Here is an 18136-nt window from a genome sequence, read left to right as displayed (position 1 = left end):
TGCGCCTATCCGTCACGTGTCCCCCGATACGTTTTCCCTCTATTTGAGTCGACCGGCGCAACCCTCGCCCCACACCTTCCGCAGTTACCGCCGCAGAATTCTTGTCGTAGGGGGCCACTAGGTTGTCGGCCATGGTGAGCATTCCTCAGTTGGAGTCGTGGATCCGGGCCGGAGAGGGTGACCGTGTCGTCACCGCTCTCACGGGTCTCGACGAGCCGTCCCGTCGTGCTCTGGCCGCCCAGGCCAAAGGCATCCAGCTGCACTGGAGCGATCCCGAGCTCCAGTCCCTCGCCTACGGCGACTACTCCCGGCACACCGAGTTCTCCCAGCGGCGCGAGGGTGCGCTGCGGGTGGTCGGCGCGGCCTGTCTGCCTCGCGCCGCCGACGTCGTCAGCTGGCTGCGCTCCGACCGGTTCTGGCACCCGCCGCTACCGGCGACCATCGACGCCGTGGTTCAGGTGCTGCGGCTGCCCGGGCGGCCGGCACTGCCCGCGATCGCCCGCGCGATGGCCGACAAGCTGCGCCCGGCCCAGGCCGACGCGCAGTGGCCGCTGATCGAGCGCCTGCTGGCCGAGGCCGAGCTCCCGGCCCCGGCCACCGAGGCCACGCTGCGCGGCTGGATGCGGCGGGTCGGCGCCGACCGCTACCGGGCGGATCTCGCCGACCTGCTCCGCGCCGACGCCCACCTGACCTCGATGCTCCCGCACGTGTTCACCATCCCGCTACTGGGCCAGGAGCTCGACGAGGAGTGGACGAAGGCCCTGACCAGGCTGGCCGCCGACGGAGTCCTGGACCGGTCGGCCCTGCTCGACGGTTGTGTGCTGCGCCTGCACGCCGGCGACCGGACCGGCCCGCTACGCCGCATGGTCGTCCTGCACCGGCTGCTCGCCCCGACCGCCGAGGAGTTCGCGGCCCGTCGCGGCGAATATGTCGGCATGCTCGCCGGCCCCGACTCCACGGTCGTCGAGTTGGCCCTGCGCGGCCTCCGCCTGGCCGACGACGCCGGTCTTCTGGAGCCGGACACGGTCGCCGAGGCCGCGTGGGTGGTCCTGCCCCGCAAGGAGAAGAAGCTGGTTCGAGCGCAGCTCGACTGGCTCGGCGCCGCGCTGACCCGCAAACCCGACCCGCTGCTGTTCGAGGCCCTGTTGACCGGCCTCGCCAACCCGGCCGCCGACCTGGCCGAGCGCGCCCTGAAACTGGCCGGCCGGCACCTGCCCGATTTCGGCCCGTCCGGCCTGGAGCAGCTCACCGAGGCGACCGCCGCCCTCCAGGGCGACGTCCGCCGCCAGGCCACCGCCCTGATCTCCGCAGCTTCGCCGACCTCCGCCGCGTCCTCCTCCCCCGCGTCCTCGTCCGCCGCGTCCTCCTCCTCTGTCGCGTCCTCCTCCTCTTTCGCGTCCTCCTCCGTCGCCGCGTCCGCCTCCTCGGTCTCGGCCGACATTTCGGCTTCGCCTTCGTCGGCCCTCGCCGGTTTCGGGGAGCGGCCCGGCCTCGCCGAGGTGCCACCGGTGGCCGCCGCGCCGATGCCTGACCCGATCGCTTCGATTCCGGAGCTGGTCGCGGAGGCCAAGCACTATCTGCACGACTCCGACGACCCGGTCCGCTTCGAGTTGATCCTCGACGCGCTGGTCCGGTTCGTGGCCGAGGACCGTCCGGCCGTGGCGCGGGCGCTGAAACCGGTCGTCCCGCAGTGGCATTCCGCGTTCGGCAACATGCTGGGCGCCGTCGTCACCGGTGAGGCGGTCAAGTGGTCCCCGGCGGTGTGGGAGCAGAGATCCGGCCCGCCGTTCTGGATGACGGTCCGCCGGTTGGAGGAGCTCGCCGAGCAGATGACCACCACCCCACCACCGGCCCTGCTGTCCACACCCGCCACCGCCGACGGTCACGTCGACCCGGCCCGGGTGCTGCGGTTGCTCGGCGAGGCTTGGGAGCCGGGCCCCTACGACCTGGCCCAGGCCATGCTGCGTCTGCCACGAGAGATCGACCCATCGATCCGGGCTGCGGCCGCCCGGCTCACCTCCCCGGCGGGCCGGATCTGCGCCGAGTTCCTGGAGTCCGGCGGCCTGCCCGACCCGGCCGTGATCACCCTCGAGCCGGTCCGCGCCTGTCCACACCGGCGCGGGGACTACTGCAACTGCGCCGCACAGACCCGCCGCCGGGTCGTCGCTTTCGACTCGCTGAAAACGAACCTGACCGTTTCGCCCTACCTGCTGTTCCAGCCGGCCGAGTTCGCCGGTGACCGGGCGCACGACTACAGCTGGGACCGGATGGTGGGTTGGCCGATGGTGTTCCCCAGCCACCGGGAGATCGCCGCCGCGCACATGCAGCCCCGCCTGATCAAGGCGTCCGATGGAAAGGGTGCGGCCGGCGACATCACCGCCCTTCCCGCTCTGGCCGCGTGCGACGGCCCGTTCGGCCCGGCGATGGCCCTGTGCCTGGCCTACGGTTCCAGCGCGGGCCGACCCGAGGGCCGTCTGGCCACCAGTGACGCCTTCGTGGACCTGGCCGCCCGGAGAATTCTGGACGGCGCGGTGGTCGGCCGGGAGCTGGCCGCCCTGCACCGGGCGAACGCCCTGGTCCTGAAACGGGTGACGGAAACGTTCAGTCAGGTCCTGCAGGCCGGTGCCGCCGCCGAGGTGTGGGCCACCCTCCGCGAGTTCCTGCCGGCGATCCTGTCCGACCCGAAACCGGCGATCGGCACCCCCGACCTGCTCCTGGTGGCCGAGTCCGCGGCCGCCGCGGCCCACGCCCACGACGAGATCCCCGAGCTGACCGCGGTGGCCACCCGCCCCACCCGGAACAGATTGACGACGGAGGCGGCCCGCCTGCACCGAACCCTGACCGACAACCGACCGGCCGACTGATCGGGGCGCTGACGATCGCCTTCGGTGTCTGGAACGTGGGATGCGGGATTCGCGCGGGGGGAGAAAATTCAGAGCGGACCCGCATACTGCCACCATGACTGACTGGGATGAGGTCGTCGGCCACTGGGATCACGGGCCGTTCGCCTACGGGTCGATGGAGACGACCGAGCTGGTTCTGCTGCCCGACGGTACCGGGTGGGGGCTGTGGGCGGGCGCGGCCGGTGGGCAGGACCTGGTCGTGTTCGAGTGGCGCCGGTCGGGTCCCGACAGGTTGGCCATCACCGAGACCCTGCTGGCTTCGGGCACCTGGGACTCCGCCCGGCCCGGCCAGATCATCTGTGCCGAACCTCCGCAGCCCGCCGACGAACGACAGGAGTTCCGCTACGGGTTGACGACCGAGGTCCCGCCGCTCGGCGACGGCCCGGTCCCGACGCTGACCCTGGATGAGGCCTTCCTGTTCGCCCGTCGGTTCGCCCTGGTCAGCAGAGACGTCACCACCGTCGACCGCCCCAAGGTCGTGATCGACTAGCGGCACGGGTGAAGCGGTGGGCGGGGCATTCTGCCCCGCCCACCTTTGCATTATCGGGTGAAGGCCTGGAACTCGGCGATGCGCACGTTCAGCGCCTGCGGGCTAGCCGTGGCGCAGTCGGTGTTGGCGCGCGGGTCCTGGTCCTGTTCGCCGGCGTAGTCGGGGCCGCCGGTGCACTGGGTGGTGACGGCCTCGATGCGGAGATGGGTTGCCGTCACATCCGGGATGTCGAAGGACTTCAGCAGCAGCTGCGGAGCCCGGGGCCGCGGTGACACGGCCGGGAAGGCGTCCGGGCGGCTGGTGTAGACCGTCCTGAAGTCGGCGGGTGCCGAACAGGTGACGGTGGCCGTGGCCGTGCAGGCCAGGACCTTGAACTGGCGCAACGCCGTGTACCGGTTCTGGGTGCCGGCGTCGACGTCACCGGTGACCGGCGGGCGGAGCATGGCGCTCACCTGCACCCGGCGGACCCGCTGCGCGTCACCGGCCAGGTCGACGGTGACGCCCTTGCCGGCGACCGTGCTCGCCAGCGAGGCCCAGTTGGTCGCCTCGTCGTCGTCGACCAGCCGGGCCAGGTTGACGCCGTCACCGGTGGCGGTCGCGCCGGCGGCCGCCGAGGCGACGTTGCGCGGCAGCTTCACGGTGAGCGTCGAGGGCTTGCCCCACTTGAACCACTGCGGCGACACTCGGGCGTGCCCGTGACCGGGGGCCTGCGCGACGAACGCATACGAGCCCGGCACCAGGTTGACCGTGTCGGGCAGGGCGGTCGCCGGGTCGGTGTCGGCGACCGCGACGGCCCGCGCCTGGTAGTCACCCACGAACAGCTTCGCACCGACGACCGGCTTGCCGGACTCGTCGACCGGGCGGAACGTGACAGTGGACTCCTTGGCGTGCGGCGAGCTGAAACTCGGCGTCGGGTCGGCGTCGCCCGCTCCGACGCTGACCGCGCCCTCACCGAGGCCGCGCTTGGCGAACGCGTTCCAGATGATGTCCTGGTTGGCGCCGCCGAACCGGACCAGGTCGGCGCCGAGCAGCGCGTCCCGGGCGTCGACCTGGCTGTTGGCGGTGTTGGCCAGCAGCAGGAACGAGTCGAACACCAGCTGGATCCAGCGCCGGTTGCCGGGGCACGAGGTGACCGGCTTCTTGCCGAGGGCGCACGCCTTCTGCAAGGAGTCGGAGCCGTAGCCGTACCGCTTGATGAACGCGGACCGGACGTCGTAGTTGGTGGCGCTCCACACCTCGCCCGACGCATGCACCTGCAGGCCGACGAAGTCGTAGTCGACGGAACTGTAGTTGAGCCGGTTGTCGGTCATGTTGTAGTTACGGATACCGGCGACCGGGTCACTGGTCACGTACTCGCCGACGGTGAAACCGCGCTTGCCCTTCGGGGCGTAGCCGTTCTCCGCCAGGTACTCGACGGCGAGCAGGTCCGACCAGCTCTCACTCATGCCCTGCGGCGAGCTGAGGCCACCGTTCGGGCCGGCGATCATGCGGTTGGTGATGGCGTGGGTGTACTCGTGGCCGATCACCGACATGTCGTAGTCGCCGTCGGCGCACGCGCCGTAGAAGGCGGCCGCGATCGGCTGCCACAGGTACATGTTGGTGATCGGCGCCTGGCCGTCCGGCGGCGTGATCTGGTTGGCGTTGTTGCGGGCCGCGAAGTCCGGCGGGCCGCCGGAGATGCCACCGGCCTGGGCGTTGCCCTGCTCGGGGTCGCCGCCGTCCTTCTCCATGTTCCAGGTGGCCTCGGTGAAGCCCAGCAGGTACGACCAGTCGTGCATCCGGTTGTGCTGGACGAACAGGTTGGCCCGGGCCGCGTCGATGTCGTTACGCGCGGGGGTGTCGAAGACGGTGGGCGCGCACTGTTCCCGGTACCACTGGTTGGTCCACGGGTAGGTGTAGTCGCGGGTCGGGCTGGGCGTGGCCATCTCGGTACCGACCGTGAACGGGTCGTTGGACAGCCAGTTGTGCACCGCGAACGAGTTGTTGCCGCTGGTCGTGTTGGTGGATGTGCCGGTGGCCGGGTCGACGTCCCACGCCTGCGGGGAGGCGGGACCGGCGACGGCCTCGTCACAGCCACGTGCCCGAACCCAGCAGAAGGTCGAACGGGTGTCACGCGACGAGTAGTCGGTGCGCGGCGAGTTGGGGAAGACATCCCACTTGGGGTTGTCGGAGTCGTGGTCGACGATGTCCTCACGGACCAGGATGCTGCCGTCGCGGGCGTCCACCCAGGTGGTGTACGCCTCGGGGTCGGCGCTGTTCAGTGCGGCGCCGAAGGCGACCTGGTACGCGGCCCGCGCGCCCTGCTCGGGCGTGGGCACGGCGACCAGTCTGGTGCCGAGCGAGGTGGGGTCGCTGATGCCGGCGTTCTCGGCGGCGATGCGCTCGGCGTCGGCCGCGGTCAGGGTGGCGGGCTGCGGTGCGGCGGCGTCGCGGGCGAGCGAGGAGCTCACATACCAGACCTTGCCGTCGCGGAGGCCCACCGAGAGCAGGCCGTCACGGCCGGCTTCGAGGTCGCCGAACTTCTGCCGGAGCAGAACGATGCTGCCCTCGCCGACCTGCTGAGTGGTGAGGACCTCGAGCGATTCGGCCGCGGCCGGCGTGATGCCGAGGACGTCACGGTTACCGTCCACGTAGGCGCGGGCGGCGGCCACCGGGTCGGCCGGGAGCCCGGACGCCAGCGGCTCGGCGTCGACCGCGGTGAGGCTGGCCGGTGTGCCGAAGACGTTCCACCGGGCGGACGCGCTCGCCTCGGCGGCGAGGGTGCGCTGCGTCGCGGTGGGCGCTACTTTGCCTTTGCGGTTGTCGATGATGTCGGCATGGTCCTGGTCGCCGTGCACTTCCGGGGTCCCGGCCGCCGGGGCCGGGGTGGTTGGGGCCGCGCTGCTCCCTGCCCCTGGGGCGAGGACGAGCGCGGCTGCGACGAATGCTGTGGTGGTGGCCGCCATCGCACGGGATGGTGTGCGCACGGAACCTCCTCTATGGACGGTCGTTACCGGTCTTCTCGCATCCGATCGCACGAACGCATGATCACGGGATGGGCCGAACGTCCATAATCGAGATGTTTCAATCAGATCTTCATCGATGTCTCGCGGCGCCGAACCGCAGAGGCGTCGCGTCGGGGGCACGGCGAGGGAGCATCCGCACCGCGACGAAAGAGCACCCACACCAGGCCCACAGAGGACGCCGCAAGGGACCGTCCGCGACGCGACGGAAAAGCACCCACACCAGGCCCACAGAGGACACCGCAAGGGACCGTCCGCGACGCGACGAAAGAACACCCACACCAGGCCCGCGGAGAGGGCCGCGAGGGAACCTCCGAGAAGGGCCTACGACTCGCGGAACACGACCTCGGGATGATCGGCTGACGGGCCGTCGAGCAGCGGCTGCCGGATGCCTCGCAGGTGGAGGTCGAAGAACGCGGTGACGTAGTCGCGGGTGATCTGGGCGGCCCGGCTGCCCGGCAACGGGAATCCGGGATCAGGGATGCCCGCCTGCTCGCCGATCACCGGGATGTCGGTGAAATCCATGTGCCCGCTGCCGGTGACGTCGAGCCAGCGTTTCCAGCCGTCGAGCAGCGGCCAGTCACGCAGCCAGGACGCGGACGGCACCGCCGAGGGCGCGCCCAGCAGCAGGAACGGTCGCCCGCCGAGCCCACCGGCGGGAATCGGCTCGAAGAGACCACCATCCATGTTGATGCCGGCGCGGACGCGCGGGTCGGCGGCCATCGTCGTGGCGGTGGCGTTGCCGCCGATCGAGTGGCCGGCCATGCCGATCCGGGAGCGGTCGATCATGTGGGCGTGACGCCAGGCCGGGCGGGGCCCGGTGAGCCGGTCGAGGACGAAGGACAGGTCCAGCGCTCGACCAGTGGCCACCCGGGCGTAGTCGGACGAGACCAGCGTGCAGGCGGTGCAGGTCAGCGTGCGGCCGCCCGGGAAGTCGGTGCCCGCCGACTCGTAGGCGTGGTCGACGGTGGCCACGACGTAGCCGTGACTGGCCAATTCCTCGGCGAGGTGGGTGAGCGTGTGCCGGTGCAGCGTGAACCCGGGCGACAGCACCACGAGCGGGTGACGGCCGCGACGGGCCGGGGCGGAGAGGATCGAGGCGGTGCGGGTGGCGCTCAACTCCGACGGATCGATGACCCCGGCGGCCCCACGGTCGTCGATCAGCAGCCGCGCCTCAGCGGCCGAAAGATAGAGCGCGGACTGCCCCGACAACCCGACAGCAGGCCGCCCCGACAAATCGACAGCAGGACTCCCGGACAAACCGACCGCGGGACGCCCCGACAAACCGACCGCGGGACGCCCGGACAACCCGACAGCGGGCCGCCCAGACAACCCGGCCGCTGGATAGAACATCGAGACCATCAGCTCGCGAGCACGACCGGGCACCCAAGGGTCGGGCCGCGACCGGTCGGTCAGGTGCAGCACCTCACGCCCGACGGCGAACGGCCCGGAGGTCGCCGGCAACACGAACGGCGACGCAACGCTGGCGACAGCACCCACGGACGGCGAGACCGCAGCGGCCAAGGCCGCAGTCGGCGAGACCGCAGCCGGCGAAGCTGCAGCGGGCGAGGCCGCAGCGGGCGAGGCCGCAGCGGGCGAGGCCGAGAGCAGAGGCAGGGCGGACGCCGCGGCGGCCACCGCCACGGTGACGGCCAGGACCACGGCGGCGGGACGGGAGGAGCGCTCGGAGAAGGTCATGGCCTGAGCCAACCCGATCCGAGCCCTCAGAACAGTCATCCAGGATGGACACTTCGAGGTAACGCAGGCACTACCCCTCAGCCACGACCTGATACTGCGAAAGCCGATCCGGCCCGGTGAGCAGGGCGGGATCCTCGTCCGGCCGCACCGGCAGCGAGCGGACGGTGGCGCCGATCGCGGCGAGACCGTCGGACGACGAGGCCAGATGCACGATGACGAAGCCGAGCTGTGAAGGCTGCCAGAGAACGAGGGACCGGACCCGCCCGGGCACCGACCGCAACGCCGGGTGGACGACCTCCCGGCCACGGCGCCGGGCGAGAGCGATCCGGGCGGGGCTGAGCGGCCCGTCGAACCAGCCGACGAGCGCGACCGAGGCCGGCCCGGTCTCGCCCGGCAGGTCTTCCTCGACCTCGTAGACGGCGTCGTAGGTGAGGTCGACCGGCGGTGGCCCGGCCGCCGCCCGGGTACGTGACGAGGCGAGTTCGGCGTCCTCCCGGCTCTTCCAGAGAGTCAGCAGGAAGCCGGTCTGCCCGGGTCCGGAGAGGAGGAGCAGACCGGCGTAGCCGGGATGACCGGAGATGATCTCGGCGAGTGGAAAGTCACCCGAGGGACGGTTGTCGGTGGTCTGGATCCGCGCGTAGGTCATGTCCCGATCGTCGGCGTCACCGGCACCGGGGACATCAGTGCCAGTACTGAGACGTCACGTACGGCTCGCTCCGGCGGAGGGTCCCGCGATCCGTTGGGCCAGCCACACCGGCAGCACCGACAACACGATCAGCACCGCGGCCACCACGTTGACGATCGGCGCCTGATTGGGCCGGAACAGGTTGTTGAAGATCCAGATGGGCAGGGTGGTGACACCGGGCCCGGCGGTGAACGTGGTCACGATGATCTCGTCGAAGGAGAGCGCGAACGCGAGCAGTCCACCCGCGAGCAACGCCGACCGGATCAGCGGGAATGTCACGTACCGGAAGGTCTGAAAACCGGAGGCACCGAGATCGGCCGAGGCCTCCTCGAAGTTGACGCCGGTCCGGCGCAGCCGGGCCAGGACGTTGTTGTAGACGGTGACCACGCAGAACGTGGCGTGCCCGACGACGACCGAGAACAGTCCCTTGCCGATGCCGAGATCACCCATCACCGAGCGCCACGCGCTGTCCAGGGCGATGCCGGTGACGATGCCGGGCAGCGCGATCGGCAGCACGATCAGCAGGGACACGGTGTCCCGGCCGAAGAACTTGAACCGCTGCACCGCGAACGCCACCATCGTGCCCAGCACCAGCGCGATCGCGGTGGCCCCGAGCCCGGCCTCGACCGAGGTGAGCAGGGCCTGGCGGGCGCCCTCGTTCGCCCAGGCGGCGGCCCACCAGCGGGTGGTCAGGTCGTGCGGTGGCCAGGCGAACGTGCGGTCGCCGTTGAACGAGTTGACCAGCACGAGCAGCAGCGGCACGTAGATGAACGTGAGCCCGAGCGCCATCACGACGCGCAGCACCCAGCGGGCGGACGGGGAGAGGGTCACAGCTCCTCCAGGGCGCCGGAGCGGCGGACCGCGATCAGGTAGATCACCATGATCAGGACGGGGACGCAGGCGATCGCGGCGGCGAACGGCAGGTTGTTGGCGGCGCCGATGTTCGCGTACACCAGGTTGCCGATGAGCTGGGTCTTGCCGCCGACGATCTGCACGGTGATGTAGTCGCCGAGCGACAGCGAGAAGGTGAAGATCGACCCCGCGAAGATCGAGGGAATCAAAACCGGCAGAACGATCGATCGGAAGGTACGCCCACCGCGCGCCCCCAGATCAGCCGAGGCCTCCAGGAGTGAGTCGGGAAGACGTTCCAGCCCCGCGTAGATCGGCAGGATCATGTACGGCAGCCACATGTACGACAGCACGAGGATGGTCGCGCCGATCCCGTACCCGGGCCCGCCGAAGATCGAGTCCATCGGCCCGTCGTTGGCGAGCAGGATCCGCCACGCGTACGCCTTGACGAGATAACTGGCCCACAGTGGTGTGAGGATGGCGATGACCAGCCAGTTCCGATAGCGAGGTGAAGCGACCTTGGCCATGAAGAAGGCCATCGGCGTGGCGAGGACCGCGCAGATCACGGTGACCGCGGTGGCCACCCCGAGGCTGCGCAGGGTGACGTTCCGGTAGACCTCCTCGGTGAGGATGGTCCGGAAGTTCGCGAGTGAGAACTCCCGGACCACGTCTCCGGTGAAGCCGTTCACGGTCCAGAACGCCGACACCAGCAGCACCGCGAGCGCGCCGAGGTAGGCGACGACCAGCCAGAGCAGGGGCGCCGAGAGCAGGCCGGCCAGGCGCAGGCGCGGGTGCCGGTGCAGGTACGAACCGAGACTGGTCACGCTATCCCTTGATCGTCGTCCAGGCCTGGGTCCAGGCCGCGTAGTCCTTGCAGGTCACGTCGGTACGCCCGTCCACGCACTGGGCGAGCGGGGTGGTCCAGTACCAGACCTGCTTGAAGTAGTCCTCGTCCTCGGCGTGGAACGTGGCGCAGTGGTTCTTGTCCGCGGTCTCCGCGCAGGAGAGCTTGTTGGCCGGGGCCTCACCGAACCACTCGGCCACGCCGGCGTTCGCCTTCGGGCTGATGATGTGGTTCATCCACAGGTAGGCGCAGTTCGAGTGCTTGGCCTTAGCCGAGACCATCCAGGTGTCGGACCAGCCGGTGGCGCCCTCGGACGGCAGGATCGCCTCGACCGGAGCACCGTCGGCCTTGGTCAGGTTGGCGATGACCTGCCAGGTGGTGCCGAGCACCGAGTTGCCGGCCTTGAACGCCTGCACCTCCTTGGTGTAGTCGGACCAGTACTCGCCGATCAGCTCGTTCTGCTGTTTGAGCAGGTCGACCGCCGCCTGGAACTGGGTGTCGTCCAGCGCGTACGGATTGGTGATCTTGAGGTCCGGCTTGGTCTTCATCAGGTAGAGGGCCGCGTCGGCGATGTAGATCGGCGAGTCGTAGGCGGTGATCTTGCCCTTGTACGGCGACGCCGGGTCGAACACCGAGCTCCACGAGGTGGGGGCCGGCGTGACGTTGTCGGTGCGGTACATCAGCAGGTTGGCGCCGCGGCCGTGCGGGACGCCGTAGGGCTGGCCGTCGACCGAGTTCCACTTCTGGTTCTTCAGGCCCTCGAAGACATCCTTGTAGTTGCCGATCAGGTCGGTGTTGACCGGCGCCACCTCACCGCCGTAGATCAGCCGCAGCGAGGCGTCACCGGAGGCCGACACCACGTCGTACTCGCCGGTCTTCATCAGCGTGACCATCTCGTCGGAGGTCCCGGCGATCTTGTTGTTGACCTGGCAGCCGGTCTCCTTCTCGAACCCGGTGACCCAGTCGACGGCCTTGTCGGTGCTGCCGTCCTCGACGTATCCGGCCCAGGAGACGACGTTGACGGTGCCCTCACCGGCGCCGAGCGACGCCAGCTTGTCGATCTTCGGGACGGTCAGGCCGCCGGGGCCCGATCCGGTCGAGGTCGAGCCGCCGTCGCCACCGCACCCGGCGAGGGTGAGCACTCCGGCGGCGAGGGCTGCGATGACTATTCTTCCGCTACGCATGCGCGGTCTCCTTTGCAACAGGGGGGATCTCGACGATGTGTTCGTCGTGCCACGACAGGTGGACGCGATCGCCACGGGCGACCAGCGGCGCTCCGTTGTGGCGGTTCTGCGAGACGACCACGGCGCGGCTGCCCGCGTCGAGGTCGACGACATAGCGAGTGACGGGACCCGCGTAGACGACCTCGGCGACGACTCCGGGGGCGCCGTCCGCGGCGAACGAGATCTTCTCCGGGCGGATGGAGAAGGTGCCGGGCCGCTGGAAGAGAGCGGACGCGACCTCGCCGACGAAGACGTTCGACGTGCCGACGAAGCCGGCCACGAACGGGCTGGCCGGTCGTTCGTAGACCTCCTCCGGCGTACCCACCTGAGCGATGCGCCCGGACTCGAAGACCGCGACGCGGTCGCTCATGGTGAGGGCCTCGTCCTGGTCGTGGGTGACGAAGACGAAGGTGATGCCGACCTCGCGCTGGATCTGCTTGAGCTCCACCTGCATCTGCTCGCGCAGTTTCAGGTCGAGCGCGCCCAGCGGTTCGTCGAGCAGCAGCACCTTGGGCCGGTTGACCAGCGCCCGGGCCAGGGCGACGCGCTGCCGCTGCCCGCCGGACATGGCCGACGGCTTGCGCCCGCCGTAGCCCTCCAGCCGCACCGACGCGAGCGCCTCCTCCGCCTGCGATCTGCGAAGCGCCCGCTTGACCCCGCGGACCTTGAGGCCGTACTCCACGTTCTCCAGCACGGTCATGTGCGGGAACAGCGCATAGTCCTGGAAGACGGTGTTGACGTCGCGCTCGAACGGGGCCAGCCGGGTGACGTCCTGCCCGGAGAGGACGACACTCCCGGCGGTGGGCAGCTCGAACCCGGCGATCATGCGCAGCACCGTGGTCTTGCCGGAGCCGGACGGCCCGAGCATCGAGAAGAACTCGCCGTCGGCGATCTCCAGGTCGATACCGGCTACCGCGTCGACGGCGCCGAACGACTTGCGGAGCCCGGTCAGCCGGATCGCCGGGGTGAGTGCATCAGTCACGTGATCGACTTTCTGAGAGGTCCCTGAGTGCCAGGTGCCGAAAAGGTATGGCGTCAGACTTTAAAGGTCAAGACAGCCCGGTAACCGGTTCGTTAACAGCCGTACGGAAGAATCACCGGCATGGGTACGGACCGAGCCAGCGCGCGAGCAGTGGTTTTCGCACCACTCGACCCGCACAGCCGTGCCGAGACCGTCATCCGGCGGCTCACCGATGCCATCACTTTCGGCCTACTCACCGACGCCGAGCAACTACCCAGCGAAGCCGATCTCGCCGCGCAGTTCGGTGTCTCCCGGGTCACCGTGCGGGAGGCGCTGGTCGCGCTGCGCCAGCAGAACCTGGTGGAGACCCGCCGCGGCCGGGGCGGCGGCAGTTTCGTGCGTGCACCCGCCGCCAAGAACGACCTGCACTCGCGGCTGGCCGAGCTGAGCCTGCCCACCCTGCGCGACATCGCCGACCACTACGCCGCGGTCGCCGGAGCCGCCGCCCGGCTGGCCGCCCAGCGCGCCGACGCCGACGACATCCTGCGCATCGAGGAGGTCGACGCGGACACCGGGCGGCCCCTGCACCGGATGGAGCGGGCCTACCACCTGGAGGTCGCCGCGGTCGCCCAGTCGGCCCGGCTCGCCCGCGAGGAGGTGCGCTTCGCTACCGAGTTGGGAACAGTCCTCTGGTCGCCGGTTCTCCCCGGCGACGACTGCGCATATGATCCGCACACGGACCATCGGGCCATCACGGCCGCCATCGCGGCGGGCGACGGCGACCTGGCCCGCCGGCTCACCGAGGACCACATCGAGAAAGCTGTGGAGCGGCTGGTCACCCTGCACTTGACGCTGATCGAGCAGTGAAGGCGAGTCTCGTGGGACAGACGATCGTTCTGGAAGCCGCATCCCTGGCCACGGACCTCGCCGAGCATGCTTTCGCGATCGCCGACGGCCTCCGGCAGGAGACCGAGCGCGTTCTCCGTACCCATGCCGATCTGTCGGTGTTGGAGCCCGCGGTGACCGCCGCGCTCGGCGGGCTGATCAGCGGCGCCGGCGTGATCACCGCCGAGCGCCCGCAGCGGCTGGAGTGGTGGATGGGCGCCGACCCGGCCCAGCGCACCCGTCTCGACCTCGATCTCGATCCGGCCAGTGACACCTTCGTCGACGTCGGCCGGCAGCAGTGGTTCTCGGTTCCCCGCGACACCGGGGTCCGGCACGTCACCGGGCCGTATGTCGACTACGTCTGCGCCGAGCAGTACGCGATGACCTTCACCGTGCCGATCACCCATGACGGCCGGTTCGCCGGGATCGCCGGGGCCGACGTGTTCGTCGCCGATCTCGAGCGCGCGCTGCGCCCCGCCCTGCGTGCCGTCGGCAGCCCGACCGCGCTGGTCAACACGCACGGGCGGGTGGTCGCCGGCACCACCGCGCACCACCTGGCCGGTTCGCTGATCCGGGACGAGGCGATCCGGACCGCGCTGCTCACCCACACCTCATCGACATTGCCCACCGGGGTCACTCTGACTCCGTGCGGGACGCTGCCTTTGACGGTCCTGACCTGGATCTGAGCCAGACATGAAATAGTCTGAAAGATGCGGATGGGGTGGCGTTTCCTGGCCGCGCCGCTCGCGGCCTGGCTCGCACTCACCTGTGTCGGCGCCGGCGTCCTGACCTGGGTCGAACGAACCACCAAGAACGCCGTCGTCCAGCGTTACGACTGGCGGGCCGGCCTGGCCGCCGACTTCGTCAAGGCCATGGTCAGCGACCTGATCACCAGACAGGGCACCCAGGCCCACGCGTTCCTGAGCACCCCAGCGGTGGACGCGGCCGATTTCAAGCGCTCGGTCGGCGGTTTCGGCTATCCGGCCGCAGTCCTGCTCGACGCCGAAGGCCGGCTCCTGCAGGTCATCCCGCCGAACCCGGCACTGCTCGGCCAGAAGATCGCCGACCGCTACCCGCACCTGCACACCGCGGTCACCGAGGACCGTGCCGCCGTCTCCCCGGTGGTCGCGTCGGCCGCCGAAAGTCGGCCCGTCGTCGGTTTCGCGGTGCCGTTCGACACCCCGTACGGACGACGCGTGTTCTCCGGGGCGGTGGCCGTCGGCGACAGCCCGCTCTCGTCCTACCTGTCGACCGCGATCCCGCTGGACGGCGTGAAGGTGCACCTGGTCGACAACGCCGGCGCGGTCGTCGCCGCCAACCACCCGCACACCGGTGTGAGCCTGCTCGCCAACGAGGAACCCCGACTGCACGCCGCCCTCGACCGGGCCGCCACCGGCCGATACCAGGACGGCGGCGGCTGGTGGCAGTACACCTACCGCGACATTCCGGGCACCCCGTGGCGGTTGTCGGCGGCCGTCTCCGAGGACGTGCTGTTCGCGTCCACATCGGGCAGCCGGGCCGCCGGACGGGCCGCGCTGGTCACCGCGTCGGTGGTCGGCCTACTCGTGGTCGCGGCCGCCACCCGGGCCCGCCGCAACCGTCGTGAGCTGCGCTCCAGCGAGCAGCGACTGCGCAAAGTGTTCGACAACTCGCGGATCGGGATGGCGCTGACCGACATGGACGGACGGCTGGCCCGGGTCAATCCGACGCTCTGCCACATGCTGGGCCGGCCGCAGACCGACATGATCGGCCGCCACGTCACCGACCTCACCCACCCCGACGACGTGGACCTGTCACTGCGCAACATCCGCGACTGCCGTACCGGCCGGGTCGACGGGTTCGACATCGACAAGAGATACGTACACGCCGCCGGTCGTGTCGTGGAGGTCGCGATCACCGCGAGCCTGCTCCGCGACGAGGCGGACCGGCCGCAGTACATCGCCACCCAGATCATCGACATGACCGAGCGGCACGCCCTGGAGAACGAACGCCGCCGCGACGCCGCCGAACTCGCCCGGCACGCCGAACGCCTGGAACACGCCAACGAGCAGATGGCCGACTTCATGGCGATGCTCACCCACGACGTGCGCCAGCCGCTCACCACCATCGTGTCGGCCGGTGAGCTGCTGCTCGACGACTGGTCCGGCCTGCCCGACGACACCCGCCTGCACTACCTGCGCCGGATGACCACCGCCGGGCACCGCGCCGACGAACTGGTCACCGAGATCCTGACGCTGGCGCAACTCGACGCGGGTGCGCTCACCGCCCGACCGACCCGGCTCGACGTGAGCCACGTGGTCCGGGAGGCAGTCGCGGCGCTGGGCGCCGAACCCGGGACGATCACGGTCATCGCGCCCGACCAGGTGACCGCGTTCGCCGATCCGGCCCATCTGAGCCTGCTGCTGGGCAATCTGCTGGGCAACGCGGTCAAGTACGGCGCGGCGCCGGTCCGGGTCACCGTCACCCCGGACCGTGACCGGGTCCTGATCCGCGTCGCCGACGACGGCGAGGGCGTACCCGCCGCGTTCATCCCGCATCTCTTCGAACGCTTCACCCGCGCCGAGACCGGCGTCGCCACCACCAAACCCGGCACCGGCCTCGGCCTCTACCTGGTCGCCCGGCTCGCCGGCGCGTCCGGCGCGACCATCACCTACCAGGCCGGTCAGCCGCGCGGCGCGGTCTTCGTCCTCTCCCTGCCCTGCGCCCCCGGCCCGACCCGGTCCGCGACCTCGGCACCGGCCCCGCCCGTCACCGTTCGTTAACCCCCGTGGCGGTACGCGCCAGACCCTCCCGCCTCACCACGCAGTCCCGGACCACGACGCGAGCGCCTGCACCGTCCGGGCCGAAACGCGACCGCCGGGCTGAGGGCGGCCCGTCACCGAGAAGCCGTGCGCACCCCTGAGCGTTCCACGGCCCCGGGCTGGGTGGCGCGGCACGCTTACCCCCACCGCGATGAGCGCTCCGCGGCCCCGGGCGGGTGACGCGGCACCCTCACCCCCACCACCATGGTGAGCGCTCCGCGGCCTACGGCGGGGTGGCGCGGCGGTGGGATATTGGCGGAACCGGATGCGTGGAGCCGTGAGGGGGACACCGTGGCGCATGGGTCTTCCGAGGGTGTGAGCAACCGGGTCCTGGGCGTGCTGACCCTGATCCTGGTCCTGGTCGACGCGGGCCTGGTCGTGATCAACTCGATCATGTGGACGGCGTACCGGGCCGGCGACGTGACCGCGGCCGAGGTGGCGCCGTTCATGCTGTTCGCCGGTTCGGCGGCGGTCGGCGCCGTGGTGATGCTGCTGGCGGCGATCGCCCTGTTCCGGGACGGCCTCGGCCACCGGCTCGCCGAGGTGGCGGTGGTGCTGGCCGGTGTCCGGGTGGTGGCGATCCCGATCGCCGTGGTGGTCGTCGTCGTCACGGTCGGCATGTCTTCGGTCTCCGGTCCGTCCGACATCTTCCTGATCGTCCTGTCGGTGTTCGAGGCCGTCGTCGAGCTGATGGTCGCCCGGGTGGCCGCCGCCCGCACCCGCCGCACCTTCACCGCCTGAGCCGCCTTCACCCCCGCCTGAGCCGCCTTCAGCCCTCGCCTGAGCAGCCTTCACCCGGCTGTGCCGCCTTCAGAGACTGAGCAGACCGAGACGTAGATAGGCCCGGTCGTCGAAGCTGACCTGACCCGGCCGGACCGCCTTGGTGCCGGCGAGTTCGGCCACGCACCAGGGATCCTTCGCCAGCAGACGGGCCAGTTCCGACTCCGATTCGGCGAGGGTCGCACCGAGCTGCGGGTAGCCGTCACTACCGATCACCAGTTCGTCGATCCCGTCCGGCACCCGGTGCACGACGAGCAGCGACGCGGGGACCGGGTGGCCGTCGACCGCCGCATACCCGTACAGCCCGACCTTGTTACGGAAGGCGCTCTGCCGGCTGACGAGCGCCCGGGCGGCCAGGCGTCCCGGATCGTCGTCGACCACCCGGTCCAGGCTGATCCGCCCGGCCGCGGCCTCGGCGGCGAGGACCGCGACCCGGAACGACGTCGCCACCCGGTCGACGAGTTTGCGCGGCCGGCCGATCTCCGCCGGTAGTCCCCGGTAGGCGAAGCCGACGTCACCGATCTGCCAGATCTCCCGGCGTGCACGCGAGTAGACGGTGACCGAGGCGGCGGTGTGGCCCGGTTCGGCACGGGCGGCGAGTTCCGCGGTCAGGGCTTCGAGCGCGGTGTGCACGCCGACGTCCCCGGGGAGCCGGCCGAGGGCGTCACGGCAGGCGTCCATCGCCCACCAGCCACCCGACCGGCCGTGGAAACTCCGCCCGCTCACATCGGTCGCCCCGTCGATCACCGCGGCGTGACTGTCGGTGACGACGATCGCGTCCTCACACAGGTGCGGGTGCCCGGACTTGCCCAGGACGAACTGCTCGATGATCTCCACGGGACCATCCTGCCGGGACCACCGCATTCAGCCCGGCGGCCGCCTCGCGGCCCGGCGCCGGGCGGACGTCGCGTGGACAGCCACGGCGCCTTCGATGGCCGTACCAAAGGCTCTGCTCTGGGGTTTGCATCTTCCGCCTGGGCACCTGCAAGCCGGGTCTCTGACCTGGGCCGACGCT

The 18136-nt window shown here is 70.5% G+C and carries 14 protein-coding genes; 6 read left to right on the top strand and 8 right to left on the bottom strand.

Going from position 1 to position 18136, the window contains the following annotated elements; genetic code table 11:
- Positions 1–131: 131 nt before the first annotated feature.
- Complete coding sequence (locus Q0Z83_RS05195) at positions 132–2864, top strand: hypothetical protein (RefSeq protein ID WP_317792634.1); 2733 nt, start codon at positions 132–134, stop codon at positions 2862–2864.
- A gap of 94 nt (positions 2865–2958) precedes the next feature.
- Complete coding sequence (locus Q0Z83_RS05190) at positions 2959–3393, top strand: hypothetical protein (protein ID WP_317792633.1); 435 nt, start codon at positions 2959–2961, stop codon at positions 3391–3393.
- A gap of 50 nt (positions 3394–3443) precedes the next feature.
- Here the strand turns inward: Q0Z83_RS05190 and Q0Z83_RS05185 are convergent, their stop codons facing one another.
- The 7 genes from Q0Z83_RS05185 to Q0Z83_RS05155 form a co-directional block, all read right to left on the bottom strand.
- Positions 3444–6359 (bottom strand): M36 family metallopeptidase, encoded by a 2916-nt coding sequence (locus tag Q0Z83_RS05185; RefSeq protein ID WP_317792632.1) that lies wholly within the window; start codon positions 6357–6359, stop codon positions 3444–3446.
- 360 nt (positions 6360–6719) lie between these two features.
- Positions 6720–8093: an alpha/beta hydrolase family protein gene (locus Q0Z83_RS05180; protein ID WP_317792631.1), complete on the bottom strand. Its 1374-nt coding sequence runs from the start codon at positions 8091–8093 to the stop codon at positions 6720–6722.
- Positions 8094–8163: 70 nt separating this feature from the next.
- Positions 8164–8739, bottom strand: a complete 576-nt coding sequence (locus tag Q0Z83_RS05175) for a hypothetical protein (protein WP_317792630.1) — start codon at positions 8737–8739, stop codon at positions 8164–8166.
- Between the two features lie 54 nt (positions 8740–8793).
- Positions 8794–9609 (bottom strand): ABC transporter permease, encoded by an 816-nt coding sequence (locus Q0Z83_RS05170; protein ID WP_317792629.1) that lies wholly within the window; start codon positions 9607–9609, stop codon positions 8794–8796.
- Positions 9606–10451, bottom strand: a complete 846-nt coding sequence (locus Q0Z83_RS05165; protein ID WP_317792628.1) for an ABC transporter permease — start codon at positions 10449–10451, stop codon at positions 9606–9608. Before Q0Z83_RS05165 ends, Q0Z83_RS05170 begins: the two co-directional genes overlap by 4 nt.
- Position 10452: 1 nt before the next feature.
- On the bottom strand, positions 10453–11655 hold the full coding sequence (locus Q0Z83_RS05160; RefSeq protein ID WP_317792627.1) for an ABC transporter substrate-binding protein: 1203 nt from the start codon (positions 11653–11655) through the stop codon (positions 10453–10455).
- Entirely contained in the window at positions 11648–12676 is a 1029-nt protein-coding gene (locus Q0Z83_RS05155; protein WP_317792626.1) for an ABC transporter ATP-binding protein, read from the bottom strand. Before Q0Z83_RS05155 ends, Q0Z83_RS05160 begins: the two co-directional genes overlap by 8 nt.
- 120 nt (positions 12677–12796) lie before the next feature.
- Between Q0Z83_RS05155 and Q0Z83_RS05150 the strand changes: the two genes are divergently transcribed.
- From Q0Z83_RS05150 to Q0Z83_RS05135, 4 genes are all read left to right on the top strand, one after another.
- Positions 12797–13522, top strand: a complete 726-nt coding sequence (locus tag Q0Z83_RS05150; RefSeq protein WP_317792624.1) for a FadR/GntR family transcriptional regulator — start codon at positions 12797–12799, stop codon at positions 13520–13522.
- 11 nt (positions 13523–13533) lie between these two features.
- A complete protein-coding gene (locus tag Q0Z83_RS05145; RefSeq protein ID WP_317792623.1) occupies positions 13534–14226 on the top strand; it encodes a cache domain-containing protein in 693 nt (230 codons plus the stop codon).
- A gap of 24 nt (positions 14227–14250) precedes the next feature.
- Positions 14251–16302 carry a sensor histidine kinase gene (locus Q0Z83_RS05140; RefSeq protein WP_317792622.1) on the top strand — a complete coding sequence of 684 codons (2052 nt, stop codon included), beginning with the start codon at positions 14251–14253 and terminating at the stop codon, positions 16300–16302.
- Between the two features lie 330 nt (positions 16303–16632).
- Positions 16633–17082: a hypothetical protein gene (locus Q0Z83_RS05135; protein ID WP_317792621.1), complete on the top strand. Its 450-nt coding sequence runs from the start codon at positions 16633–16635 to the stop codon at positions 17080–17082.
- Between the two features lie 69 nt (positions 17083–17151).
- Here the strand turns inward: Q0Z83_RS05135 and Q0Z83_RS05130 are convergent, their stop codons facing one another.
- The gene (locus Q0Z83_RS05130) at positions 17152–17958 is read right to left on the bottom strand and encodes a hypothetical protein (protein WP_317792620.1); all 807 of its coding nucleotides are present in this window, start codon (positions 17956–17958) and stop codon (positions 17152–17154) included.
- Between the last annotated feature and the right edge of the window lie 178 nt (positions 17959–18136).

It is taken from the genome of Actinoplanes sichuanensis, assembly GCF_033097365.1.
Taxonomy (GTDB): Bacteria; Actinomycetota; Actinomycetes; order Mycobacteriales; family Micromonosporaceae; genus Actinoplanes; species Actinoplanes sichuanensis.
The sequence above is the reverse complement of the archived record's forward strand: the minus strand, read 5'-3'. Positions and strand labels throughout refer to the sequence as shown.